Origin of the sequence: Sphingomonas kyeonggiensis (assembly GCF_014204495.1) — a bacterium.
Lineage (GTDB): Bacteria > Pseudomonadota > Alphaproteobacteria > Sphingomonadales > Sphingomonadaceae > Sphingomonas > Sphingomonas kyeonggiensis_A.
The window spans coordinates 1080165-1103469 of sequence record NZ_JACHLN010000002.1; the positions used below are offsets into that span (position 1 = coordinate 1080165).

A 23305-nucleotide genomic window follows, 5' to 3' on the forward strand; every position below is an offset into this window, starting at 1 on the left:
TACTTGGCAGCGCCCGCGCCAAGCCTTACGGGGGCGAAAAACCGGTCAGGGGAAGATCATTGCAGCCCGATGGGTCGCTCCAAGTCGAAGACACCGTCCGCGCAGTCCTGCGCGACGTACTGGGCCTAAGTGCCGACAGAGTCGCGGAATTCCGTGCGGACACGCCGTTGTTCGGCGCGCTGCCCGAACTCGACTCGCTCGCGGTGGCGGGCGTGCTCACCGAGCTGGAGGACCGGCTCGGCATCCTGATCGAGGATGACGAGGTCGATGGCGAGATGCTCGAAAGCTTCGGTGCCCTCACCCGCTTCGCCGCGGCCAAGGCGCTCGGATGATCGATCGCTACGACTGGGCCGGGGGACAGGAGGCGATGCTTCGCTTCGGTCCGTCGAACGGCCCGGTCGTGGTCGCGGCGCTGCCGCTGTTCGAGGAAGCCAACCGCACCCGCACCTTCGCGGTCACGCTCCTCCGCCTGCTCGCCGAGCGCGGGATGGCAGGCGCGCTGCCGGACATGCCGGGCCAGGGCGAGAGCCTGATGGCACTGGAAACGCTTAGTTTTCTGCGGATCCAGGAAGCATTTGGCGGCGTGGTCGATCATATCCTCGACGAGGGCCGCGCGGCCTATGCGCTCGGCATCCGCAGCGGCGCGCTGCTCGATGCCCATGCCCTTGCCTCGGGCCGCTGGCACCTGGCGCCGCAGGACGGCAGCGACCTCCTGCGCGAGCTGAAGCGCGTCCATGGCAGCCCCTGGCCCGCATCGGCCGCCCGGGTCGAGATCGCCGGCAATCTGATCTCCGCCGACCTGCTGGTGGAGCTCGAGGGCAAGCAGCCCTTCGCCGAATCGGTCACGCCGCGCCGGGTGGTACGGCTCGAGAGCGATCCCCGGCCCGCCGACCACCAGGTGCCCGGCGCCCCGCTCTGGCGCCGCAGCGACCCCGACAACGACCCCGCGCTCGCCGCGCTGCTTGCCGACGATATCGCCGCCTGGGTGCGCGCATGCGAAGGCTGATCTCCTTCCCCTGCGCCGGCGAAACCCTCGCCGCCACGCTCGACGAGGCAGCGGGCAAGACCGGGCTGCTGATCGTCTCGGGCGGCAACGAAATCCGGATCGGCGCGCATCGCGGCATGGCCCTGCTCGCTGCCCGTGTCACCCAGGCAGGCCATCCGGTGCTGCGCTTCGATCGCCGTGGCATCGGCGATTCGACCGGCGAGAATGGCGGCTATGAAAGCAGCGCGGAGGACATCGCCGCCGCCGCCCGGGCCCTGCGCGACGCGGGCGCCGAGCGGATCCTCGCCTTCGGCAATTGCGACGCCGCCACCGCCCTCGCCTTCTTCCACGCGAGTGCGGGTATCGACGCGCTGCTGCTCGCCAATCCCTGGGCGATCGAGCCGACCGACGCGCTGCCGCCCGCCGCCGCGATCCGCTCGCACTATGCCGCCAAGCTGCGCGACCCGAGGGAATGGCTGCGACTGCTGCGTGGCGGTGTGAACATTGCCAAGCTGCTCAGGGGTTTGCGCAAGGCCTCGCAGAAGCCATCCGAAGCGCCGGCCGGGCTGACCGCGCGCCTCGCCACGGCGCTGGGCGGGGCCCAGGTGCCGGTGACGATCCTGCTCGCAAAGGGTGACAACACCGCCATCGCCTTCGCCGACGCCTTCAAGGGCGCCGCTTGGGAGGCCGCCCGCGCGCGGACAAAGGTGGAGACGCTCGACAGCGCCAGCCACAGCTTCGCCGCCGCCGCCGACAAGGACTGGCTGCTCCAGCGCGTGCTGGAGCGCCTCGCCTGACCTTATTCCGCTGCGTGCTGGACGACGGTCTCGAAGTCCGCCTCGGCCAGGAAGCGCTCGGCGTCGAGCGCGGCCATGCAGCCGGTGCCGGCGGCGGTGACCGCCTGGCGGTAATGCTTGTCCATCACGTCGCCGCAGGCGAACACGCCGGGCACGCTGGTCTTGGTCGTGCCGGTCTCGACCTTGATGTACCCGTCGTCGTCCAGCTCGATATGGCCGCGGAACAGCTCGGTCGCCGGGTGGTGGCCGATCGCGACGAAGCCGCCATCGACGTCGATCGTCGACAGCTCGCCGGTCTCCATGTCCTTCAGCTCGATCGCAACGAGGCCCTCGGGCTCGCCGCCGCCGATGAAACGCTCGACCTTCTTGTTCCACAGCACGTTGATCCGCTCATTGGCGAACAGGCGCTGCTGCAGGATCTTCTCGGCGCGGAACGAATCGCGGCGGTGGATCACGGTCACGTCATGGCTGTGGTTGGTGAGGTAGAGCGCCTCTTCCACCGCGGTGTTGCCGCCGCCGATCACCGCGACCTTCTTGCCGCGGAAGAAGAAGCCGTCGCAGGTCGCGCAGGCGCTCACGCCCTTGCCCTGGAGCAGCCGCTCCGAATCGAGGCCGAGCCACTTGGCCTGGGCACCCGTGGCGATCACGAGGACATCACCCAGATAGACGGTGCCGCTGTCGCCGACCATGCGGAACGGGCGCTGCGTCACATCGACCTCGACGATCGTGTCCCACATCATCTGCGCGCCGACATGCTCGGCCTGGGCCTGCATCTCCTGCATCAGCCAGGGCCCCTGTATCACGTCGCGGAAGCCGGGGTAGTTCTCGACATCGGTGGTGGTCATCAGCTGGCCGCCGGGCTGGATGCCCTGCACCACGATCGGCGCCATGCCCGCACGCGCGCCATAGATGGCGGCGGTGAGGCCGGCGGGGCCGGAACCGAGGATCAGCATGCGAGTCGAATGGGTGGCGGTCATCATGGCTTCCGAAATGGCTGAGCCCCGCATCTAGGGGCTGGGAAAGGCTTGAGGCAACATGGGTGGTGTCGCACGGCCAGCAATGGCTGTGGACAACAGCTTTTGCTCGGGTAGCCCAAGCGTTGCTAGCCCGCCACCTCTATCGATCCGATCGCGATCGTCTCGCCCGCCGCGGCCCCGGCAACCTCCACCCGGCGGAAGACGACGCCAAGATCGGCCAGGTCCAGCCCCTGCGCCTCTCGGCGGATCACCTCGCCCACCGGCAGTTCGATCCGCGCCATGCCGTCCTCGCTGTGATGCCGTGCGGCCGAGATCTGGAAGGGGCCGATCGAGCCGAGCAGGCATTCGGGCAACGTGCGTCCCTCCCCGTCGAGATCGAGGTAGAGGTCGTAATAATAGCCACCGAGCTGCCCGGCGCCGCTGAGCGAGACCTGGTCGAGCACGATCGTCACTTCGTCAGGGACATAGGCAGCGTCACGCATCCGGCGCAGCGGCTCGCGCTGGTAGCGGGCGCCACCCAGCCAGATGCCGCGATAGGGCACCGGGGCAGGCGCGGCAGCGGCAGGCGGTGGTGCCATCGCCATGGGCGCAGCCTCTGCCGGAGGGGGCGGCAGGGCGACCGGCGGCGGTGCCGCGGTCGGTGCACCACGCGTGGGTGCCGGCGGATGCGGTACCCGCACCGCGCCGGGGCGGATCGCCCCACCGGCTGCACCTTCGCGCACCGGCAGCCTGAGATCAGGATAGCGATAGCCGAGCCCGGCTCCGTCGATCGCCACCGCCCGGTCGAGCCCCATCCCATCGGCATAGTCGAAACGGCCACCCCAATAGGGATCGCCCGCAGCAGGCATGGTCCTCCCCTCCCCGGCCGCCGTCCAGCCGCTCCACAGCCGGTCGACATTGGCGTGGTGCACCCAGAAGATCATGTCCGAAGGCGAGATCATGCTCGCCATCCGCCCGCCGACCAGGTTGTGGACCTTGTTGTGGAACGCCTCGACCTGGGCCTCGAAGCAGTCGGCGCCGGCGGTGCGCTGGAAGCCGGTCAGCTCAGGCGCGAAGGCCGCAAAGCCCAACGCCTGCCCCACTTCGCCGCCGATACGCGGCTCGAACAACGGGTTGGTCGCCGAATTGCCGCTGGTGAACTCCGCGGGCAGGCGCGGGTCGCTGAAATAGTCCCAATAGGGCACGCGCAAGGTCTGCGAGCCCGAGATCTCGCGCAGCGTCGCCTCGAACAGGTGGAGATAGCCGCGATGCCAGGCGAGGAAATAGGGCTTGCCATGCGGGCAGTGGTGCATGTGGACCAGCGGCCAGAAGCTCCAGCTCGCCGGATCGCTCTCGTCGCGATTGGCCTTCATCCGCCGCACCGCGTCCACCAGGCGCGGATAGTCGGGACCATGGCGGAATGCCGCCCAGGGCAGGCGCGGCTGCGTGGGTGCATCCAGGGCAAAGGCAGGCGCGGCGATGCCTGCCGCAAGCAGCCCGATGATCTCCCGCCGGCTCAGCATCCCCCGATCCCCCGATTCGCAGAACCGCCATCATGCCCGGCGGCGCGCCAAAGGCGAGTCGGCGCAAGCCTCCCCAAAAGGGTGAGCCCATCGGCGCCCGTGCGGGGATCGTGAAACCTGCGCAAATCAGCAAGAACATGGCGCCCGGACATCCCCCCGGCCGGGCTCACGCGCAGCGCCCTGCCCCTCCGCGCTGCGACGGGCGGGTGCGCCGGGTCCCCAGCACGACGTACCCGCCCACGCGGCGCATCGCGACAGCAGACGCGAGCAGCTCCACCTGGCGGGAATCAACGATGATCGGGGGTAATGATGGTAGCGGAGGAGGGACTTGAACCCCCGACACGCGGATTATGATTCCGCTGCTCTAACCAACTGAGCTACTCCGCCCCAAACAGGGTGTCGCCGAAGCGAGGGGGCCCAATAGGTCCGGCTTCGCCCGAGGTCAAGCGAACATATGCCGGGAATGTGCTTCCCAGGGCCCACCGCGATAATGCCAGCTCGCCAGGCCGGCGATTTCCACCTCGCGCGGCACGAAATCCCGCGCCAATGCGGCCATCACAGCCTTGGCCAGCACCGGCCGGACCTTGTTCTGGATGGTCACATGCGGGCGCCAGCGCCCGGCATCCTGCGGGGTCAGCAGGCCGGCAAAGGCATCGACCAGCCCCTCGCGAATCGCCACCAGTTCGGGTGCCTCGATCCGGTAGGCCACGCCTCCGCCCAGCGACATCAGTCCGGTCACCCGCGCCCGCGGCGCGCGAACCCCGCGCGTCTCGACCGACAGCCGGTGCTTGAGTTCGTCCGCCACCGAGGGCGGCAGCTGATGGAACAGCGTCAGATGCGCGTCGAGCACGTTGCGCTCGGGCGGATAATGCTCGCGGCGCAAGGCGTTGAACCAGGCCTGGTCCTGGCGCCCGAACAGCGCCGTGACGATCAGGGGAGCGTAGGCGCTCAGATCTCGACCTGGCTGCCCAGCTCGACCACGCGATTGGTCGGCAGGCGGAAGAACTCCATCGCGCTTTCGGCGTTGCGCAGCATCCAGGCGAACAGCTTCTCGCGCCAGATCATCATCCCCGGCCGGGCCGAGGGCAGCAGCGTCTGGCGGGCGAGGAAGAAGCTGGTCTCCATCATCTTGAACTCGGCCCCGCAGGCATTGACCGACTTGAGCGCCGCCGGAACATCCGCTTCCTGCATGAAGCCATAAGCCAGGATCATGCGGTGGAAGCCCTGCCCCAGGTCCTCGAGCATCATGCGATTCTCGTCAGGGACATAGGGCACGTCCTTGATCTTGACGGTGAGCAGGATGACGCGGTCGTGCAGCACCTTGTTGTGCTTGAGGTTGTGCAGCAGCGCGTGCGGCACACCCTCGGGCGTCGAGGTCATGAACACCGCGGTGCCCGGCACGCGGGTGGCGGTGGTGGCTGCGGAGGTGATGAAGATCTTGATCGGCATCGCGCTCTCGCGGAGGCGATTGATCATCAGCTGGCGGCCCTTCGACCAGGTGGTCAGCAGGGTGAACACCACGAAGCCGATGAACAGCGGGAACCAGCCACCATCGGGCACCTTGGTCAGGTTGGCGGCGAAATAGGCCAGGTCGACCGTGAAGAACAGCGCGAGCAGCGGGATCGCATAGCGCTTCTTCCACTTCCACAGCGAGAACAGCACCACCGCCAGCAGGCAGTTGTCGATCAGCATCGCGCCGGTAACCGCGATGCCATAGGCCGCCGTGAGGTTCGACGAGGTCTGGAAGGTGAGGACGAGCAGGATCACCATGATCATCAGCGCCCAGTTGATGAGCGGGATGTAGATCTGCCCGGCGGTCGAGGCGCTGGTATGCTCGATGCGCAGGCGCGGCACGAAGCCGAGCTGGATCGCCTGCTGGGTGACCGAGAAGGCACCCGAGATCACCGCCTGCGAGGCGATGACGGCCGCCATCGTTGCCAGGATAACCAGCGGGAACTGCAGCACTTCCGGTGCCAGCTCGTAGAACGGGCTGTGCAGCGCCGACGGGTCGCGCATCAGCAGCGCGCCCTGCCCCATATAGTTGAGGATCAGCGCCGGCAGCACGAACCACAGCCAGGAGATGCGGATCGGCTTGCGCCCGAAATGCCCCATGTCCGCATAGAGCGCCTCGGCGCCGGTGACCGCCAGCACGACCGAGCCGAGCGCGAGGAAGGCGCGGAACGGATCGGCGGCGAAGAACATCATCGCGTGATGCGGCAGCAGCGCGTTGAGGATCGTCGGCGTCTGCACCAGGCTCAGCGTGCCCAGCGTCGCGATCGTCAGGAAATAGAACAGCATGATCGGGCCGAAAAAGGCGCCGACCCGCGACGTGCCCGTCCGCTGGATCGAGAAGAGCAGCACCAGGATGACCACCGCAATCGGCAGGACCAGCTTGGCGAAGGCGGGCGCCGCGACCGACAGGCCCTCGACGGCCGACAGCACCGACACCGCCGGCGTGATCATCGAGTCGCCATAGAAGAGCGCGGTCGCGAACACGCCGAGCAGCACGATGCCCTGCGTCCAGCGCTTGGCATTGCCGCTGCTGCGCGAGATCAGCGCGAGCAGCGCCAGGCTGCCGCCCTCGCCCTTGTTGTCCGCCCGCATGATGATCGTGACGTATTTCAGCGTCACCACGACCATCATCGACCAGAACATCAGGCTGATGACGCCCATGATGTGCAGCGTGTCGAGGTCGAGCTTGTGGTGCCCCGCAAAGGTTTCGCGGAAGGCGTAGAGCGGGCTCGTGCCGATATCGCCGAAGACGATACCGATCGCGCCGATCGCAAGCTTCCACGTGCCGTCGAGGCTGTGGCCATGCGCGGCATGCGCGTCGAGATGAGCCGGAGCCGACTCATCGGCTCCTTCTTTCGGGATGTTCACGGGCGCGGGTGTCGCGTCGGAAAGGAAACGGACCTGGTCATGCGACCTGCGTTCTCGATCTTCTAATTGCGGGCGGGCCGTTAGCACGCGCAGCAAAGGCAATCAACGAATGTCGTTACGCAGGGCTCGACGCGCAAGGGGGCCGGCTGGTTCCCGTACGAAAAGATCCGCCGGTCACCTGGGCGCCGGCGAGGCCCCCGCGAGTCGCACCAGCGACTGGATATCCTGCCCGCCCGGAAGCTTGCCCGACGCGGAAAGCCGCTTGCCCGCATCGTCCCAGCGCAAGGTGATTCGCGCGCCCGCGCCCTTGCGATAGGCATTGGTCACGCCGTCATCGTCGAACAGGGTGAAGCTGCCGTCACGGCCCGGATAGACGCGGATGCTCTCGAGCGGCTGGCGCGCGGCGGTGTTCGGCACCTGCGCGCCCAGCGGCACGATCGATCCGGCGCGGACAAACAGCGGGATGCGGTCGATCGGCGCCGCCACGGCCACCCACTGGCCGCCCGCATGCTTCTCGTCGGTCCAGTAGTCATACCAGTCGGTGCCCGCCGGCAGGTACACGCGGCGCGAGGTCACCCCCTGCTCGGTCACCGGCGCGACGAGGAAGGCGGGGCCGAACATATATTCGTCGCCCAGGTTCGCGACATTGGGATCGTCCGGGAAGTCCATGAACAGCCCGCGCATGAACGGCGCGCCGGTCTCGTGGGTCCGGTATCCGAGCGAATAGAGATAGGGGATCAGCGCGTATCGCAGACGCAGGAACTTGGCGAGCACCGGCTCGGCCGCCGCGCCATATTCCCAGATCGCGGTTCCCGGGCGCTGGCCGTGGATGCGCAGCGTCGGAGTGAAGACATTGTATGCGAACCAGCGCGTGAACAGCTCGGGATAATCCTTGTAGTCCGCGCCCATCGCCGTGGCGCCGGCAGGATCGAGCAGCACCGGCCGCTCCGCCGCCGGGCCGTTCGGCCACTGCCAGCCGCCGGTGTCGCTGCTCCAATAGGCATGGCCGCTCGCGGTGAAGTTGAGCCCGGCCGGCACCTGGCGGCGCAGCGCTTCCCAGGTCGCCTGCACGTCCGACGACCAGAAGATCGCACCGCTATGCTGGGTGCCGAGATAGGCGGCGCGGGCGAGGATCAGGTTGCGGAAATCCGGCCGGTCGCGCGCCGATCCCTCCGCCACGCTCGACGTGTGCACCAGCGGATAGAGGTTGTGATAGCGATCGCCCGATCCGATCGAATAGAAATTGCCGTCGGGCACCAGGTCGGGCTCGGTCTCGTCGAGCCAGAACCAGTCGAAGCCCTGACTGGCGATATTGTCGCGGATCTTCTCCCAGAACCACGAACGCGCCTCCGGATTGGTGCTGTCGAGCAGCGACCCTGCCCTATCCGCGCGCACCGGCAACCCGTCGACCGTGTTGCCGTCCTTGTCCTTCAGCAGCCAGCCCTTGGCGCTCAGCATGTTGAAATAGCGCGATTCCCGCTCGAAGCGCGGCCACACGCTGATGATGCTGTGCATGCCCTGCTCGTGGAGCTGCCTGTTCATCGCGACCGGGTCCGGGAAATAGGTCCGATCGATGTCGAGCTGCCCCATCCGCGTCCAGTAGAACCAGTCGAGCACCATCACGTCGAGCGGATAGCCGCGGCTGCGATAGCCCTCGGCCACGCCCAGCAGCTCCTTCTGGCTCTCGTAGCGCGCCTTGCTCTGGACCAGCCCGAACGCAGCCTTGGGCGGCAGCGGCGTGTCGCCGGTCAGCCGGGCATAGCCGGCATAGATCTCGTCGGTGGTCGTGCCGGTGATGACGAAGAAGGAAACGCGCTCGCCCACTTCGGACTGCCAGTGCGTGCTGCCGTGCAGCCCCGGCGAGACGATGGTGGCGGAAGGGTTGTCCCACACCACCGCATAGCCCTTGCTGGTCACCAGGAACGGGATGCACACCGTCTCGCCCGCCGGCGCGTCGTAATAATGCCGGCAGTCGATCGTCCGTCCGCGCAGGTCGAGCGGGCCAATGCTCTCCTGGTTCTGGCCGAGCCCGTAATAATGCTCGTCCTGCGGCGCGGCGAAGCTCGCCCCGGCCTTGAACGTCTTCTCGCCATTGACCGTGTGCGGCGCCAGTTCCCAGCCGTTCATCCGGGTGAGCAGCCGCCCGTCCGCGCCGCGGACCGACAGCGAGACCCGTGGCAGCGAGGGCACGAAATAGCGCTCCATCTGGCTCGGCGCCTTGGGCCAGGGCTGCGGATCGACGGTAAGCGTCAGCGCGGGCGATGCGAACACATCGCCGCTGCCATCCGCCTTGTGCGTCCAGCCCTTCGCATCAGCCTTGCCCGAGATGCCATGGCCGGGCGCCGCGTCGCTCAGCGCCCGGTCGAGCGAGATCGTCACCCGCACGATATTCGGCGCATAGGGCTCGACCGCGACAAAGGCGCCGTTGCGCTCGACCGTCGCCAGCGACTGGGCGGCAACGGGAAGCGGCGCCAGCACGATCGCCACCAGGCCAAGCACATGAGCAATCCGCATCGTCCGACTCTCCCTGCCGCGTGCGTTGCGCGAAACCGCCGCCGCCGCAAGCACGGCTAAGGTCGTAGCCCCTCCCCTCCATCCCGGGCTTGACCCGGGGTCGCGCTTCTTATGTCTTGGCGTGGATAGATCGGCAGGAGGAGAGACACGGTGAAGACCCTTGGCAAAGCCCTCATGCTACTCGCGCTCTCGTCCGCCATCCCTGCCGCTTACGCCCAGACGACCACCGATCCCACCGCCTTCGCCGGCGGCGCGGACGTGCAGGCCCAGACCCGCGCGATGCTCGCCGAGATGAAGCCCGATCAGGGCTTCATGTGGCGCCCGCTGGTCCGCGACGGCGCGCGTGTGGCCGCGATCGAGATCTGGAAGAAGCCGGGCCGCCCCGCCGTCCATCCGGCCGAGGCGGAATATGCGATCGTGCTCGAAGGCACCGGCACCTTGATCTCGGGAGGGACCCTCGCCGATCCGACGACCCGCAACCCCGGCTTGGTCGATGGCAGCCGGATCGAAGGCGGCACCCCCCGCACGCTCGGCCCGGGCGACGTAATCCTGGTGCCGGCCGGCGTGCCGCACTGGTTCGGCATCACCGGGGAGCGGCTGGTCCTGCTCGGCATCAAGCTGCCCGGGGCGAAATAGCGAGAGCCGGCCGCGCGTCGTGGCGGGCCTCGCCATCTCTCATCCGACATCCGCTGCCGCGGAGCGCGCCACCGCGTCAACGCGTTCTTCGCCACCTCGCGCCGAACCGGGGATATCCGACCTCCCCTCCGAAGCCATTCGGCGCCTGAATGCGGGCCGCAACGCGCGCCCGGCCTTTCGCAGCAGAGCGTGAACATCCTGGCTGAAGCGCTGGCGATGTTCACCCCAGGCGCGATCATACATCTCATCGATCATGGCTGCCCTCCGGACTTGAAGCTGGCCCGGAAGAAATGCGTATCTTCGGCTGCCGCGTCCAACAAAGGGATCGACACGCCTTATCAACAGGCTTTATCAAGCGCCATGCGACGGCTCCCCCCGCTTCCCGCAGTTCGGGCATTTGAAGCGGTCGCGCGCAGGAGCACGTTCACGGCGGCGGCCTCCGAATTGGGGATGACCCAGGCCGCGATCAGCTATCAGATCAAGATACTCGAGGAGCGGGTCGGCGAGCCGCTCTTCGTCCGGCGGGGAAGACGCGCCGAACTGACTGCCGGTGGGGCCCGCGTCGCCTCACGGCTGGCGACCGCTTTCGATGAGATCGAGATGGCGTTCGATGAGCTCACCGGCGAGAGCGAGACGGTATTGCGCATCGCCACGACGGCGAGTTTCGCGAACAACTGGCTGGCGGGGAATATCGGCGCCTTCCAGGCCGCGCATCCGGATATCGAGATCGAACTTGAAGTCAGCGGTACGGTGATCGACCTTGCGGAAGCCCGCATCGATGTCGCCATAAGATCCGGCCGCGGCGACTGGCCGGGTTTGAAATCCGAGCATCTGGCGAAGGTCGACTTCACCCCGATGTGCAGCCCGGCGCTGCTCGAGGGGCGCGACCTGCCGCTGGACGCGGGCAAGGCCCTGGAAATGCGGAGGATCAGTCCGCAGGATCGGTGGTGGCCGATATGGTTCCGAAGTGCCGGCGTGGAGATCGGGGACGATCCCGGGCGCGGCGGCATTCGCATGGACTCCCAGGCGACCGAGGGCCAGGCGGCGCTTGCGGGGCACGGAATCGCGCTGATGACTCCGATGCTATGGCGTCCGGAACTCGCGAGCGGGCGCCTCGTATGTCCTTTCGCCGACATGGCCGATGAAGGCACCGCCTATTGGTTCGTCTATGCCGAAAACCGCAGGCATACGCGCAAGATCGCCCGGTTCCGCGACTGGCTCGTCCCGACGTTTCGCGCGATGGCCGCCGCCGCGGAAATGGGCGCGACCGAAGGAGCATAGCGGCCTCTCCGCCGAACCGCTTCTTCGGGCGATACCCGCCTTTATCGCCCGCCGAATAGCGCCTCCGCTTCGCTCCGCGTCGGAATGGACCGCAGCACGAAGCTCGAGTTGATCGTCACCACGCCCGGCAGCCGCCCGAGATGCTCGCGGTGGAGTCGTTCATAATCGTCCAGGTCACGCGCCAGGATCTTGAGCCGATAATCCTGCCCGCCCGAGACCAGCGCGCATTCCACCACCCCGTCGATCTGTGCCACCGCCGCCTCGAACCGCGCCAGGTCTTCCTCCACCTGCGTCCCCAGCGTGATGTCGACCAGCGCGGTGATGCGGAAGCCCAGCCGGCGATGACCGAGTCGCGCGCCATAGCCCTGGACATGGCCCGAGGCCTCCAGCGCCTGGATGCGCCTGGTGCAGGCAGACTGCGAAAGCCCCACCTGGGTGGCGATAGTGCTCACCGGTGCCCGCGCATCGGCGGCGAGCGACTTGAGGATAGCTGCGTCAATCCTGTCCATCCTGCATGAATAGCCGGTTTCAACGTTCAATACAGTGAATTCATGCGCGAACGCGGTCCACCTGTCACATCTTTGCAGGGATTTGCCACGATCCATGCTATATCGTGCGCGCCAACCCAATTCACGGAGAGGCTTCCATGCGCATCGGCGTTCCCAAGGAAATCAAGAATCACGAATATCGTGTCGGCCTGACCCCCGCTTCGGTCGCCGAGCTGGTCCATGCCGGCCACGAAGTGCTGGTCGAGACCAAGGCCGGCATGGGCATCGATTTCGACGATTCGGCCTACACCGCCGTCGGCGCGAAGATCGCTCCGGACGCCGCCGCCGTCTTCGCCGGCTCGGACATGATCGTGAAGGTCAAGGAGCCGCAGGCGCAGGAAATCGCGCTGCTCGAGCCGCGCCATGTGCTGTTCACCTATCTCCACCTCGCCGCTGACAAGCCGCAGGCCGAAGGCCTGATGAAGTCCGGCGCGACCTGCATCGCGTACGAGACGGTCACCTCCAACTCGGGCGCCCTGCCCCTGCTCAAGCCGATGTCGGAAGTCGCCGGCCGCATGTCGGTCCAGGTCGCCTCGCACTATCTCGAGAAGGAACAGGGCGGCCGCGGCGAGCTGCTCGGCGGCGTGCCGGGCGTGGCACCGTGCAAGGTCGCGATCCTCGGCGGCGGCGTCTCGGGCATCAACGCCGCGCAGATGGCCACCGGCCAGCGCGCCGACGTCACCATCTACGACATCAACAATGAGCGCCTGGCCGAGCTCGACATGCATTTCGGCAGCCAGATCAAGACCGCCTATGCCTCCAAGGCCGCGATCGCCGAGGCGGTGAAGACCTCGCAGGTCGTGATCGGCGCGGTGCTGGTGCCGGGTGCGGCAGCGCCCAAGCTCGTCACCCGCGACATGCTCAAGACGATGATGCGCGGCTCGGTGCTGGTCGATATCGCGATCGACCAGGGCGGCTGCTTCGAGACCAGCCACGCCACCACGCATGACAACCCGGTCTATGAAGTCGACGGCGTGATCCATTACTGCGTCGCCAACATGCCGGGCGCGGTCGCCCGCACCTCGGCCTTCGCGCTCAACAACGCGACGCTGCCCTTCGTGCTCAAGCTGGCCAATCTCGGCGCCGAGGGCGCGATGAAGGTCGACAAGCACCTCGCCAACGGCCTCAACGTCTACAAGGGCAAGATCGCGTTCAAGGCCGTCGCCGACGATCTCGACCTTCCCTACGAGGCATGGGCGGGCTGAACGCCGCGCCTTGCAATGTAGGATTTCGCATGTTTCGCTGGAGCGGTCGGGACCCTGGTCCCGGCCGCTCTTTGTTTTGTAGGAAAGATAGGATCGCGCACGCGTAAGGATATTGCGAGATGCGCGGCCAACGCGGGAACCATGTCAACTTAAGGCACCCGAAAACACGCTCTTGGCCTGTACTTTGTGTACTTTGGCGAGTCGCCCTTCGCAGCGGCGTAGGAAATCAGGGCCTGGCCGGTTGCGGCCCCTGCCGCTGCGCAGCATCCTGCAGGAACATGTCGAGCATCAGCAGCCGCGTCGCGATCTGCTGGCGGTAGCTCGCCTTTTCCGGAGTCAGCGCCAGCGCCTTCTCCCACCAGGGCTTGGCCTCGGCAAAGCGGTTCGCGCGGACCAGCGCCAGGCCGTAGAAGAAGGGCGGCCCGGGATGCTGCGGCGCCAGCTCCAGCGCCTTGTCGAAGGCGAACTGCGCGGCCGGCGACATCTGGTTGCCGTCATATTCCGCCAGCGCGCCGCCAAAGCCCGTCCACAGCGCGGCGTCGTTCGGCACCTGGCGCACCGCCCCCTGCCACACCATCACCGAGCGCGGCCGGTCGCCCTGGCGCAGCATACCGTCGGCCAGGTTGGCGTAGCTCCAGGCATAGGTGCCGTATTTGCCGAACATCGCGTCACGCATGTCGATCAGTTCCTGGTCGACCTTGATCGGCTTGGCATCGGCCTCGATCGGATGGCCGGGCAAGCCCGGGCTCCCCTGCCAGGCATAGCCGGCAGCACCGAGCATGATCGCGGTCGCTGGCACGCTCCACAGCTTGCGCGGGTAGCGCAGCAGCACCAGCGCGAGACCCGCCAGGAGTGCGACTGCGGCAAGCATCAGCCAGCCCATCACGCGCCTCCCTTGCGGAACAGCCGCCGCGCGAGCAGCAGCCCGATCGCCAGCAGCACCAGCGGCGTGATCCACAGCGGCGCGGTCACCCAGCTGAACGGCGGGTCATAGGTGACATAGTCGCCATAGCGCTGGATCAGATAGCTCCGGATCGCCGCCGGCTGCTCGCCCCTTGCGATCCGCTCGCGGACCAGCGCACGCATGTCCCCGGCCATCTCGGCGTCGCTGTCGGCGATCGACTGGCCCTGGCAGACGAGGCAGCGCAGCGTCTCCATCAGCGCCTTGGCCTGTGCCTCCTGCGCTGCATTGGGCAGCTGGGTATAGGCAAGCCGGGCCGGCGGGAGATTGGAATCCGCGACGGCAGGTCCAGCCGCAAGCAGCAGGAGTGCAAGCGCGGCCCGCTTCACTTCGCCGCCTCCAGCTTGGCAAGGATCGCCGGGATGTCGTCGGCACGGATATCGCCGATATGCTGGTCGATGATCCTGCCCTGTGCGTCGATCAGGAAGGTCTCGGGCACACCCGACGAGCCCAGCGCGATCTGCGCCTTGCCGGTGGGGTCATCCCCGATCCGGGCATAGGGATCCCCGTTGCGCGCCAGGAAGGCCTGCACAGCCTCAGGCGTGTCGCGGATGGCGATGGCATCGATCTCCACCCCGGCCTGTTTGAGCTTGAGCAGCTGCGGCGCCTCGGCGATGCAGGGGATGCACCAGCTGGCGAAGACGTTGAGCAGCCGCGGCTTGCCGTGCAGCTCGGCGCTGGCAACGCCGGGCCGGTCGGCCAGCAGCGGCTTCATCGCCAGTTCGGGCACCGGCTTGCCGACCATCGCCGAATGGATGGTGCGGTCGCCCGGCTTGAGCAGGCCACTGGCGACCAGCGCGAAGACCAGCGCGAACAGCGCCAGCGGCGCCCAGATCAGCAGGCGCCTCATGCGTCATTCTCCGCATCGCGCCGCTCGCGACGGATGCGGCCGATCAGCGAGAGCAGCCCGCCCAGGGCGATCAGGAAACCACCGGCCCAGATCAGCGTGACGAACGGCTTCCACCACAGCCGCACCTGCCAGCGCCCCTGCCCGTCGCCCGGGCCGATCACGGTGTAGAGCTGGCCGTCGAGCTCGGTGGCGATCGCGGCTTCGTTGGTGGTCGTGGTCGGGTTGGCGAAGAAACGCTGCTGCGGGAACAGGTCGAACGGCGCGCCCCCGCTGCGGGTTGCCTTGAGATGCGCTTCCAGCGCCGACCAGTTGGGGCCGACAGCCGGCTGCACCTTGACCAGTTCGATCCGGTACGGTCCGACGGTCACGTTCTGGCCGATCGCGATCGCCGCCAGCCTTTCGGTCTTGAAGGCGCCGTCCGCGGCCATGCCGGCAATGCTGACCGCGATGCCGAAATGCGCGACGACCATGCCGTAGATATGCAGCGGCGTGCGGCGCAGGTTGCGGCGGATCAGCGGGATGACGCTGGCGACGGCGAGCATCGCGGCCAGTCCCAGCGCCAGCGAAGGCACCCAATGCGCCCCGCCCAGGGCGAAGACGAGCGCGAAGGCCAGCCCGCCGACGCCCACCGGCACCAGCAGCTTGCCGAACAGCGCATTCCACTGGTCCCGGCGCCATTTGAGCAGCGGCCCGGCAGCGGTCGCGGCCACGAGCGCCAGCCCGACCGGCGCCGCCGCCTTCTCGAAGAAAGGCGCGCCGATCGAGAGCTGTACCCCGGCGGCCTGCGCCACCAGCGGATAGAGCGTACCGATGAAGACGACACCGAGGATCACCGAGAGCAGCAAATTGTTGAGCACCAGCGCGCCCTCGCGGCTGACCAGCTCGAAGGTCGCACCCTGCTTCACCGTGCCGATCCGCGCCCCGAACAGCGCCAGCGCGCCGCCGATATAGATGCCGAGCAGCGCCAGGATGAAGCCGCCCCGGGTCGGGTCGACGGCAAAGGCGTGGACGCTGATCAGGATGCCCGAACGCACCAGGAATGTACCGATCATCGACATCGAGAATGCTACCACCGCGAGCATCACCGTCCAGGCGCGCAGCCCGTCGCGGGTGGCGAGCACGGTCACCGAGTGGAGCAGCGCGGTCGCCGCCAGCCAGGGCATCAGCGAGGCATTCTCGACCGGATCCCAGAACCACCAGCCGCCCCAGCCCAGCTCGTAATAGGCCCAATAGCTGCCGGCGGTGATGCCGATGGTCAGGAAGATCCAGGCCCCGAGCACCCAGGGCCGCATCGCCCGGGCAAAGGCCGGCCCGACATCGCGCATCAGCAGCGCGCCGACCGCGAAGCTGAAGGCGACCGAGAGGCCGACATAGCCGAGATAGAGGGTCGGCGGATGGAAGGCGAGGCCCGGGTCCTGCAGGAGCGGGTTCAGCCCCTGCCCGTCCAGCGGCGCCGGATCCACCCGGACGAACGGGTTGGAGGCAAAGGCCAGGAAAGCGTAGAAACCGATCGCAATCGCCGCCTGCGCGCCCAGGGTTGCTGCCAGCGTGCCCTGGGGCAAGCGCTTCTCGAACAGCGCCACCCCCGCCCCGGACACCGCGAGCACGGTGACCCAGAGCAGCATCGAGCCTTCATGATTCCCCCAGGCCCCGGCGATCTTGTAGAGCAAGGGCTTCATCGAGTGGCTGTTCTCGATGACCAGCGCGACCGACATGTCCGACACCACGAACAGCGCGATCAGCACGCCGAACGCCACCAGCGCGAGCAAGCCCTGTACCACCGCCACCAGGCGCAGCGCGGTCATCACCTCGATGCCGGTACCCTGCGCGGCGCCTCGTGCCGCGCCCCAGGCGAGCATCACCTGCACCAGGGCAAAGCCCGTCGCGAGCCACAGGGCGGCAAGACCGGCTTCGGCGATCACTGCTCGAGCGACTTCGTCTCGTGCATGTTGCCCGCCGCCTGGGGCGGCATGTAGCGCTCGTCATGCTTCGCCAGGATATTGTCGGCGATGAAGCTGCCGTCGGGCTGGAACCTGCCTTCAGCGACCACGCCCGACCCTTCCTTGAACAGGTCCGGCGTAACCCCGCGGAACGCCACCGGCACCTTGGCCTGCCCGTCGGTCACCACGAAGCGGATCGAGACGCCATCCGGCTGGCGCTGGATCGACCCCTTCTCGACCATGCCGCCAAGGCGCACATGCCGGTCGAGCGGCAGCGGCTTCCCCTTCACGTCCGCGGGCGCATAGAAGAACGCCGCCTGGTCCTTGAGCGCCGACATCGCCAGCGCGGAGGCGCCGAGGATCGCACCCAACGCGAGCAGCGCAAGGACGAGCCGCTGGTGCTTGGCCTTCATTCGCGATTGCCCTTGAGCGAATTGGCCGCAGCCTCTGCCCGGCGCATCGCGGCATAGCTGAGCGCGGCCAGCCCCACCGTGCCGAGCAGCACGACGAGATAGGCAGCGGTGATGAACGGCCAATGGTTCATGCCGCCGCCATCCGCCGCAGCCGTGCCTCGACCTTCTGGTTCGCCAGGATCGCCCGCATCCGCATCAGCACGACGCCGGCGAAGAACAGGGTGAAGCCCCCCAGCGTGAAGAAAAGCGGCCAGAGCATCGACGGCGCGATCTTGCCCGTTACCACGCTCTCGCCCTGGTGGAGCGTGTTCCACCAGATCACCGAATAATGGACGATCGGCAGCAGCGCGCTGCCCGCTACGCCGAATAGCGCCGGCACCCGTCCGTCACCGGACCGGTCGGCATCCGCGCGGTCGAGCGCGATCCAGGCGATATAGACGAAGAACAGCAGCAGCATCGACGTCAGCCGCCCGTCCCACTCCCACCAGGTGCCCCAGGTCGGGCGGCCCCAGATCGAGCCGGTGAGCAGGCAGAGCGCCGCGAAGGTCGCCCCCGCCGGCGCGATCGCCCGGGCGGCGACGCTGGCCAGTGGGTGCCGCCAGATCAGATAGCTCAGGCAGGCGATCGCCAGCCCGCTCCACCCGCCCATCCCCAACCAGGCACTGGGGACATGGATATAGAGGATGCGCACGCTTTCCTTCTGCAGCGCGTCGGGCGGCGTCAGCATCAGCCCGGCCCAGCAACCGAACGCCACCAGCACCACGCCGAGCCAGAACAGGATCGGCGTGAGCGGGCGCGCGATTCGAAGGAAACGCGCAGGATTGGCGAGGGCATGAAGCGCAGGCACGCGTAACGACTAGCGAGGTTCCGGGCCCCGGTCCATCGTGAGAGTTGTCAGGTTCCGTTAGTTCCCGAACCCGATATCTCCCGCCCGATTCAATAGGCTCTGGGGCAGCGCCGCAGCGCCATGGTCGGGAAGCGCGCCGTGCCCGGGGAGACCGGCAGCAGCTTGTCCGGCGCGCCCTGTCCGACCAGGCGCAGGCTGTCTCCCTCGATCCGGAATGCCATCGCCACATCGGAAGCGGCGTTCGGTGCGTCGGACCGGGCGGCGAGCGCGCTGTCGACTTCGATCACGAACATCACCGTGGACGGATCCGACGCCTGGCTGACGATACGGCGCACCGGCAGCGAGTTCACCGGCTGCCCATTCTCGACGAAATCGATCATGTCGCGCGAGAAGCGGAAATAGGTATCCCCGCAATCTGCGGCGGCGCGCGCCCAGCGATGGCCCATAATCCCGTCGGCCGCCTTGCCATTGGACTGGTTGCAGGAGGAGAGTGCCGATAGGGCGAGGAGCAGAAGCACGGATCGCATGGGCGGAACCTTGGATTAACCGACGTTGCCAGCCTCATAACGGCGAGAGTTAATGCACTGCAGCAAGGTGCCCCAGCTTGTCCGGATTGCGGGTGACGTAGATGCCTGTGATCCTGCCGTCCTCGATTGCCAGCGCCGTCGTCTGGAGCACCCCGCCCGGCTCGACCGAGACGAAGCCCGGCAGGCCGTTGATCATGCCGTAGCGCACGATCCGCGACATCTCCTTGGCAAAGAAGCGCGCGAGCGACGTGTAGAGCTTCATATTGTCGTCGATGCCGTGGATCGGGCGCAGGCCGGCATGGACCTTGCCGCCGCCATCCGACCAGGTTGCGACATCGCCGGCAAGCAGCCCACGCAGAGCCCCCATGTCGCCGCTGCGTGAGGCAGCGAAGAAGGCAGCCGCGATCTCCAGCCCCTTCTCCCTGGGCATCTCGTAGCGCGGGCGCGCGGCGCGGACATGGCTGCGGGCACGGCTGGCGAGCTGGCGGGCGGCCGCGGGATCGCGGCCGATCGTCTCGCCCACTTCGTCGAAGCTCACTCCGAACACGTCGTGGAGCAGGAAGGCGGCGCGTTCGAGCGGCGACAGGCGTTCGAGCGCCATCATCAGCGGAAGCGTGACATCCTCCACCTCGTCCTCCTCCTCGACCACCGGCTCGGGCAGCCAGGGGCCGACATAGGTCTCGCGCCGCGCACGCGCCGACTTGAGCTGGTCGAGGCAGAGCCGCGTCACCACCCGGCGCAAAAACGCCTCGGGCTCGCGGATCTGGTCGCGATCGGTATCGAGCCAGCGCAGGAACGCATCCTGCACCACGTCTTCCGCATCCGCGACCGAGCCGAGCATGCGATAGGCGATGCGCGCCAGCCGCGGACGCAGCGGGTCGAAGCTCGCCGCTGCGTCCGCGCCGGTCATGCCGCGGCCACCGCCGGCTTGGCGTCGTAGAACAGGTCGAAGCCGACCGCGAAGCGGTTCCAGCCGTTGATCACGTTGATCATGAGCGTGAGCTGCACCTGTTCCTCCGGCGTGAACTCGAAGGCGAGTTCCTCATAGAGCGCCTGGGGCGCCCGTGCGGTGGATACCAGAGTCATCGCGTCCGTCCATGCCAGCGCTGCGCGCTCGCGCGGCGTATAGCAGGGCGCTTCGTGCCACGCGCTGAGCAGATAGATGCGCTGCTCGGTCTCGCCGGCCTTGCGGGCATCGGCGGTGTGCATGTTGAGGCAATTGGCGCAGCCATTAATCTGCGAGGCGCGGATCTTCACCAGTTCGAGCAGGCTGTGCTCCAGCTTCGGCGCGATTTTGAGCGACATTTCATACCACGCCTTCATCTCGGCGGGGGCGGCGGTGAAGAGGTCGAGGCGGCCAGTCATCTTGCATCTCCTTGGTTGGATGCATGCATGACGAGATGGCGCCGCGGGATGTGACATGGAGAGCGTTTTTTTATCAACCCCTCCCCCTTTTTTCACCGTCATCCCCGCGCAGGCGGGGATCCAGGGTGGCAAAGCGATGCCCTGCGTGACTCTGGATCCCCGCCTTCGCGGGGATGACGGATAAGGCCCTACTCCCCCTTCGGCGCCGCGAACGGATCGGTCACCGCCGGCTGGGTTGGAATCGGCAGGCGCGGCAGCGGCTTGTCGGCGTTGGCCGCGTCGAGCAGGAACGCTGCCAGGATGATCGCCGCCTGGCGCATGTCCGCCGCCTTCAGGTGATCGAAGGTGTCGAGCTGGGTGTGATGGACCCGGCTCTCGTAATCGAGCGGATCCTGGATGAACTGGAACGCCGGGATGCCGACCGCCTGCATGAACTGGTGATCGGTGCCCTCGGTCTTCTGGATCGCCACCGTCGATGCACCCATCGAAGCGAAGGGCGCGAGCCATTCGCGGAAGATCGGCACCGCCGCCATGTTATTCTCGGCATAGATGCCGCGGATCTTCCCCGAGCCATTGTCGAGGTTGAAATAGGCGGTCAGCTCCTTGTGCCCGGCCAACGGCGTGATCGGGAAGCGGGTCGCCCAGCTATAGTAGAACTCGTCGGCACTTGGCACGTGATCCCAGGCCGGACGCTTGGCGAGATGCTGCTCGATATAGGCAATCGAACCGTAGAGGCTCTGTTCCTCGCCCGCCCAGAGCGCGAAGCGGATCGTGCGCTTCGGCTTGATCCCGCTGGCGGCGATGATCCGCGCGGCTTCCATCACCACGGCGCTGCCCGCGCCATTATCGGCGGCACCGTCGCCCGCCACCCAGCTGTCGAGATGCGCGCCGGCCATCACATAGCCGGCCTTGGGATCGCGCCCCTTGATGTCGGCGAGGATGTTGTAGGCCTTGGTGTCGCTGTCATCGAAATGGACATTGCTGTCGATCTCGAGCGTCGGCACCTTGCCCGTCCAGGCCAGGCGGACGAGGCGGCGATAATCCTCGGCGGCCATCTCGATGCCGGGCACCTTGGGCGTCTCGCCGACATGGTGGAGATAGCCTTCGCCGTGGATCAGCTTGCCGTCGCTGCGTGAGCGGGTGACATAGGCGACCGCGCCTTCCTCGGCGAGGAACTTGGCGAGCTGGCCTTCGAACTTGGCGCGGGCGAGCGACTGGTCGAGCTTGCCGGGATCCCAGGTCGGCTCCTCATAGACGTCGAGCTTGGCGAGGTCCTCGTCGCTCAGCCGCTGGAAGGCGGCTTCCTTGGGCTCGGAGCCGGTGCCCGGTGCCGAAGTCAGCACGATCTTGCCGGCTAGCTTGCCCTTCCACTGCGCGAAGTCGCCCGGGCTGCGCAGCGGCGCGACGATCACCGGCGCGGTGACCGGTCCGTTGGTCGCCGGCGTCCAGGCGATCGGAATGGCGGTGAGCTGGACCGGGCGCGGCGCGACCATGCGGACGCTCGACTTCTCGATCCACCAGCCGCGACCGAAGTCGAAGCCTTCCTTGTGGACGTCGGTGAGGCCCCAGCCGGTGAACTTCTCCTGCGTCCACTTCTCCGCCTCGCGCATCGCCGGCGAGTTGGTCATGCGCGGGCCGATCACGTCGGCGAGATATTCGGCGGTGGTCATCACCTCCGAATGGCTGGTGCCCTGATCGACAAGGACAGCCACGGTCGAGGGATCGATCGACTGGGCGATGGCCGGCGCCGCGATCAGCAGGGCGGCGGTGGCGAGAAGGAAAGTGCGCATGAGGCTCCGGGGAAGCGAGGATACGCGACGCTATTGAGCGCACATGCCTGGCGCAAGCCCCGGGCTCAGCCAGTCGATGCACATACTATCTGTTCCCCGGCGGAAGCCGGGGCCCAGGGTTTCTCTGCTGTTTCGCTTTGTTTCCCTGGGCCCCGGCTTTCGCCGGGGAACAGGGCGGCCGATCAGCCCCGGCCAATCAGCCGCTGGGCGATACGATCGGCGACTTCGCTCTCGGGATCGCCGGTGCGGGCGCTCTCGTCCCACACTTCGATCAGGCGATCGGGGATCTTGTCCACGCGCGCCTGCACCTCGGCCATGTTGCCCTGGCCGAGATATTCCAGGCCGACATTGATGATGCCGCCGGCGTTGATGACGTAATCGGGCGCGTAGAGGATGCCGCGATCGTGGAGACGGTGGCCGTCCTGGCGGGTCGCCAACTGGTTGTTGGCGCCGCCGGCGACGACGGTGGTCTTCAATGCGGCGATCGACTGTTCGGTGAAGATCGCACCCAGCGCATTAGGGCTGAGGATATCGGTCTCGATGCCGAGGATCTCGGAAGCGTCGACGGCCTCGCCGCCCAGCTCCGCCGCCAGCGCCTTGGCGCGCTCGGCATTGACGTCGGCCAGCACCAGCCTGGCGCCGTCCTTGGCGAGCAGGCGGGCAACGCCACCACCGACCGAGCCGACACCCTGGATCGCGACGCGCACACCGGCCATCGAATCGGCACCGAGGCCGCGCTTCGCCGCCGCCTTGACGCCCAGATAAACGCCACGCGCCGTTACCGGGCCGGGATCGCCGCCAGCGCCGCCTTCGGCGACAGGCAGGCCCGAGACATGGCGGGTCTGGGTCGCGACGACCTTCATCCGCTCCTCGGACATGCCGACATCCTCGGCGGTCACATATTTGCCGCCCAGCGATTCGACCGCGCGGCCGAATGCCTGGAGCTGCTCGGTGGTGACGGTGGCGCCCGGCTGGCTGGCCAGGATCACGCCCTTGCCGCCGCCGAGCGGCAGGTTGGCCATCGCGTTCTTGTAGCTCATGCCGCGCGACAGGCGCAGCGCGTCGGTGATCGCGGCGCGGTGATCGGCATAATGCCAGAAGCGCACGCCGCCGGCCGCCGGGCCGAGCTTGGACGAATGGACTGCGATGATGGCGCTCAGGCCCGATTCGCGGTCGCTGAACAGATGGACGCCTTCATGGTCGTCGAAATCAGGGAAACCCCAGTCGGTGATCACGCGCTACATTCCTGCGGAGAGTGCCACACGTCTGTGGGCCGCGTGCGGTCAC

General features: G+C 67.5%; 24 protein-coding genes and 1 tRNA gene. 6 read left to right on the forward strand and 19 right to left on the reverse strand.

The genetic code is table 11. The features are described 5' to 3' along the window. Positions 1-59: 59 nt before the first annotated feature. The 3 genes from HNP52_RS12720 to HNP52_RS12730 are packed head-to-tail and all read left to right on the forward strand — an operon-like array spanning position 60 to position 1782. Entirely contained in the window at positions 60-332 is a 273-nt protein-coding gene (locus HNP52_RS12720) for an acyl carrier protein (RefSeq protein ID WP_184167571.1), read from the forward strand. Then, positions 329-1006 carry a hypothetical protein gene (locus tag HNP52_RS12725; RefSeq protein WP_184167573.1) on the forward strand — a complete coding sequence of 226 codons (678 nt, stop codon included), beginning with the start codon at positions 329-331 and terminating at the stop codon, positions 1004-1006. The genes HNP52_RS12720 and HNP52_RS12725 overlap by 4 nt, the downstream gene beginning before the upstream one ends. Continuing rightward, a complete protein-coding gene (locus HNP52_RS12730; RefSeq protein ID WP_184167575.1) occupies positions 994-1782 on the forward strand; it encodes a hydrolase 1, exosortase A system-associated in 789 nt (262 codons plus the stop codon). The genes HNP52_RS12725 and HNP52_RS12730 overlap by 13 nt, the downstream gene beginning before the upstream one ends. Before the next feature lie 2 nt (positions 1783-1784). Here the strand turns inward: HNP52_RS12730 and trxB are convergent, their stop codons facing one another. From trxB to HNP52_RS12760, 6 genes are all read right to left on the reverse strand, one after another. After that, positions 1785-2759: a thioredoxin-disulfide reductase gene (trxB, locus tag HNP52_RS12735; RefSeq protein WP_184167578.1), complete on the reverse strand. Its 975-nt coding sequence runs from the start codon at positions 2757-2759 to the stop codon at positions 1785-1787. A gap of 125 nt (positions 2760-2884) precedes the next feature. After that, positions 2885-4261: a tyrosinase family protein gene (locus HNP52_RS12740; protein ID WP_184167581.1), complete on the reverse strand. Its 1377-nt coding sequence runs from the start codon at positions 4259-4261 to the stop codon at positions 2885-2887. A 310-nt stretch (positions 4262-4571) separates the two neighbouring features. Next, a tRNA-Met gene (locus HNP52_RS12745) sits at positions 4572-4648 on the reverse strand. A 55-nt stretch (positions 4649-4703) separates the two neighbouring features. After that, on the reverse strand, positions 4704-5213 hold the full coding sequence (locus HNP52_RS12750) for a 2'-5' RNA ligase family protein (protein ID WP_184168335.1): 510 nt from the start codon (positions 5211-5213) through the stop codon (positions 4704-4706). Continuing rightward, entirely contained in the window at positions 5210-7135 is a 1926-nt protein-coding gene (locus HNP52_RS12755) for a potassium transporter Kup (RefSeq protein WP_184168336.1), read from the reverse strand. The genes HNP52_RS12750 and HNP52_RS12755 overlap by 4 nt, the downstream gene beginning before the upstream one ends. Before the next feature lie 180 nt (positions 7136-7315). Further along, the gene (locus HNP52_RS12760; RefSeq protein WP_184167584.1) at positions 7316-9655 is read right to left on the reverse strand and encodes a glycoside hydrolase family 31 protein; all 2340 of its coding nucleotides are present in this window, start codon (positions 9653-9655) and stop codon (positions 7316-7318) included. Positions 9656-9805: 150 nt separating this feature from the next. Here HNP52_RS12760 and HNP52_RS12765 point away from each other — a divergent pair, with 150 nt between their 5' ends. After that, on the forward strand, positions 9806-10291 hold the full coding sequence (locus HNP52_RS12765) for a cupin domain-containing protein (protein WP_311768455.1): 486 nt from the start codon (positions 9806-9808) through the stop codon (positions 10289-10291). A gap of 189 nt (positions 10292-10480) precedes the next feature. Further along, a complete protein-coding gene (locus HNP52_RS12770; RefSeq protein ID WP_311768456.1) occupies positions 10481-11572 on the forward strand; it encodes a LysR substrate-binding domain-containing protein in 1092 nt (363 codons plus the stop codon). Between the two features lie 41 nt (positions 11573-11613). Here the strand turns inward: HNP52_RS12770 and HNP52_RS12775 are convergent, their stop codons facing one another. After that, entirely contained in the window at positions 11614-12081 is a 468-nt protein-coding gene (locus tag HNP52_RS12775; protein WP_184167587.1) for an Lrp/AsnC family transcriptional regulator, read from the reverse strand. Positions 12082-12218: 137 nt separating this feature from the next. Between HNP52_RS12775 and ald the strand changes: the two genes are divergently transcribed. After that, positions 12219-13325, forward strand: coding sequence for an alanine dehydrogenase (gene ald, locus HNP52_RS12780; RefSeq protein WP_184167590.1), 1107 nt, complete (start codon positions 12219-12221; stop codon positions 13323-13325). Between the two features lie 226 nt (positions 13326-13551). Here the strand turns inward: ald and HNP52_RS12785 are convergent, their stop codons facing one another. From HNP52_RS12785 to HNP52_RS12835, 12 genes are all read right to left on the reverse strand, one after another. After that, entirely contained in the window at positions 13552-14208 is a 657-nt protein-coding gene (locus HNP52_RS12785) for a cytochrome c biogenesis factor-like protein (RefSeq protein ID WP_184167594.1), read from the reverse strand. Beyond that, positions 14208-14615, reverse strand: coding sequence for a cytochrome c-type biogenesis protein (locus HNP52_RS12790; RefSeq protein WP_184167597.1), 408 nt, complete (start codon positions 14613-14615; stop codon positions 14208-14210). The genes HNP52_RS12785 and HNP52_RS12790 overlap by 1 nt, the downstream gene beginning before the upstream one ends. After that, on the reverse strand, positions 14612-15136 hold the full coding sequence (locus HNP52_RS12795) for a DsbE family thiol:disulfide interchange protein (protein ID WP_184167600.1): 525 nt from the start codon (positions 15134-15136) through the stop codon (positions 14612-14614). Before HNP52_RS12795 ends, HNP52_RS12790 begins: the two co-directional genes overlap by 4 nt. After that, a complete protein-coding gene (locus tag HNP52_RS12800) occupies positions 15133-17058 on the reverse strand; it encodes a heme lyase CcmF/NrfE family subunit (protein ID WP_184167603.1) in 1926 nt (641 codons plus the stop codon). The genes HNP52_RS12795 and HNP52_RS12800 overlap by 4 nt, the downstream gene beginning before the upstream one ends. Further along, positions 17055-17489 (reverse strand): cytochrome c maturation protein CcmE, encoded by a 435-nt coding sequence (ccmE, locus tag HNP52_RS12805; protein WP_184167606.1) that lies wholly within the window; start codon positions 17487-17489, stop codon positions 17055-17057. The genes HNP52_RS12800 and ccmE overlap by 4 nt, the downstream gene beginning before the upstream one ends. Next, positions 17486-17620, reverse strand: coding sequence for a hypothetical protein (locus tag HNP52_RS23110; protein ID WP_260396071.1), 135 nt, complete (start codon positions 17618-17620; stop codon positions 17486-17488). The genes ccmE and HNP52_RS23110 overlap by 4 nt, the downstream gene beginning before the upstream one ends. Beyond that, on the reverse strand, positions 17617-18336 hold the full coding sequence (gene ccmC, locus HNP52_RS12810) for a heme ABC transporter permease CcmC (RefSeq protein ID WP_184167609.1): 720 nt from the start codon (positions 18334-18336) through the stop codon (positions 17617-17619). Before ccmC ends, HNP52_RS23110 begins: the two co-directional genes overlap by 4 nt. Before the next feature lie 89 nt (positions 18337-18425). After that, a complete protein-coding gene (locus HNP52_RS12815) occupies positions 18426-18863 on the reverse strand; it encodes a hypothetical protein (RefSeq protein WP_184167612.1) in 438 nt (145 codons plus the stop codon). Positions 18864-18912: 49 nt separating this feature from the next. Further along, positions 18913-19773, reverse strand: coding sequence for a sigma-70 family RNA polymerase sigma factor (locus tag HNP52_RS12820; RefSeq protein ID WP_184167614.1), 861 nt, complete (start codon positions 19771-19773; stop codon positions 18913-18915). Then, positions 19770-20228: a carboxymuconolactone decarboxylase family protein gene (locus HNP52_RS12825; RefSeq protein WP_184167616.1), complete on the reverse strand. Its 459-nt coding sequence runs from the start codon at positions 20226-20228 to the stop codon at positions 19770-19772. The genes HNP52_RS12820 and HNP52_RS12825 overlap by 4 nt, the downstream gene beginning before the upstream one ends. Before the next feature lie 188 nt (positions 20229-20416). Beyond that, on the reverse strand, positions 20417-22018 hold the full coding sequence (locus tag HNP52_RS12830) for a M20/M25/M40 family metallo-hydrolase (protein ID WP_184167618.1): 1602 nt from the start codon (positions 22016-22018) through the stop codon (positions 20417-20419). A 182-nt stretch (positions 22019-22200) separates the two neighbouring features. Next, entirely contained in the window at positions 22201-23253 is a 1053-nt protein-coding gene (locus tag HNP52_RS12835) for a Glu/Leu/Phe/Val dehydrogenase (protein WP_184167620.1), read from the reverse strand. Between the last annotated feature and the right edge of the window lie 52 nt (positions 23254-23305).

Bases quoted from the DNA above. Each gene is read 5' to 3' on its own strand.
- ald (WP_184167590.1), top strand. From the start codon at position 12,219: ATGCGCATCGGCGTTCCCAAGGAAATCAAGAATCACGAATATCGTGTC.
- HNP52_RS12815 (WP_184167612.1), bottom strand. From the start codon at position 18,863: ATGCGATCCGTGCTTCTGCTCCTCGCCCTATCGGCACTCTCCTCCTGC.
- HNP52_RS12785 (WP_184167594.1), bottom strand. From the start codon at position 14,208: ATGGGCTGGCTGATGCTTGCCGCAGTCGCACTCCTGGCGGGTCTCGCG.
- HNP52_RS12760 (WP_184167584.1), bottom strand. From the start codon at position 9,655: ATGCGGATTGCTCATGTGCTTGGCCTGGTGGCGATCGTGCTGGCGCCG.
- HNP52_RS12795 (WP_184167600.1), bottom strand. From the start codon at position 15,136: ATGAGGCGCCTGCTGATCTGGGCGCCGCTGGCGCTGTTCGCGCTGGTC.
- ccmE (WP_184167606.1), bottom strand. From the start codon at position 17,489: ATGAAGGCCAAGCACCAGCGGCTCGTCCTTGCGCTGCTCGCGTTGGGT.
- HNP52_RS12740 (WP_184167581.1), bottom strand. From the start codon at position 4,261: ATGCTGAGCCGGCGGGAGATCATCGGGCTGCTTGCGGCAGGCATCGCC.
- HNP52_RS12725 (WP_184167573.1), top strand. From the start codon at position 329: ATGATCGATCGCTACGACTGGGCCGGGGGACAGGAGGCGATGCTTCGC.
- HNP52_RS12830 (WP_184167618.1), bottom strand. From the start codon at position 22,018: ATGCGCACTTTCCTTCTCGCCACCGCCGCCCTGCTGATCGCGGCGCCG.
- trxB (WP_184167578.1), bottom strand. From the start codon at position 2,759: ATGACCGCCACCCATTCGACTCGCATGCTGATCCTCGGTTCCGGCCCC.
- HNP52_RS23110 (WP_260396071.1), bottom strand. From the start codon at position 17,620: ATGAACCATTGGCCGTTCATCACCGCTGCCTATCTCGTCGTGCTGCTC.
- HNP52_RS12775 (WP_184167587.1), bottom strand. From the start codon at position 12,081: ATGGACAGGATTGACGCAGCTATCCTCAAGTCGCTCGCCGCCGATGCG.
- HNP52_RS12825 (WP_184167616.1), bottom strand. From the start codon at position 20,228: ATGACTGGCCGCCTCGACCTCTTCACCGCCGCCCCCGCCGAGATGAAG.
- HNP52_RS12820 (WP_184167614.1), bottom strand. From the start codon at position 19,773: ATGACCGGCGCGGACGCAGCGGCGAGCTTCGACCCGCTGCGTCCGCGG.
- HNP52_RS12730 (WP_184167575.1), top strand. From the start codon at position 994: ATGCGAAGGCTGATCTCCTTCCCCTGCGCCGGCGAAACCCTCGCCGCC.